Raw genomic sequence first — 265 nt, forward strand, 5'->3', positions numbered from 1 at the left:
CTGAATATTCATAGGCTACCATGTATTCACCCAAGGCCAGTTTATATTTCTTAAAATTAAAATAGTAAACTATTCCTTTATGCAAATATGCCCTACTCATCACACTATCGTTTTTTGTTAAGCGTGATGCCCATATTGCGCTATCCGCATACCTTAATTTATCGCGTGGTTGGGCAGAATACTGAATACCGTCAAGATATCCCTCCACTAACCTAAAATACTGTTTTTCGCTTTTTGCTTTATGGATATATTGCCTAATCAATGG

General features: G+C 36.2%; 1 protein-coding gene. It reads right to left on the bottom strand.

Annotation, left to right across the window (positions count from 1 at the left end):
* Window positions 1–265: hypothetical protein (locus SB724_RS20520; RefSeq protein ID WP_410572748.1), on the bottom strand; the 265-nt coding region annotated here is incomplete at both ends.

It is taken from the genome of Bacillus sp. SIMBA_031 (assembly GCF_046535225.1).
GTDB classification, from domain to species: Bacteria; Bacillota; Bacilli; order Bacillales; family Bacillaceae; genus Bacillus; species Bacillus velezensis.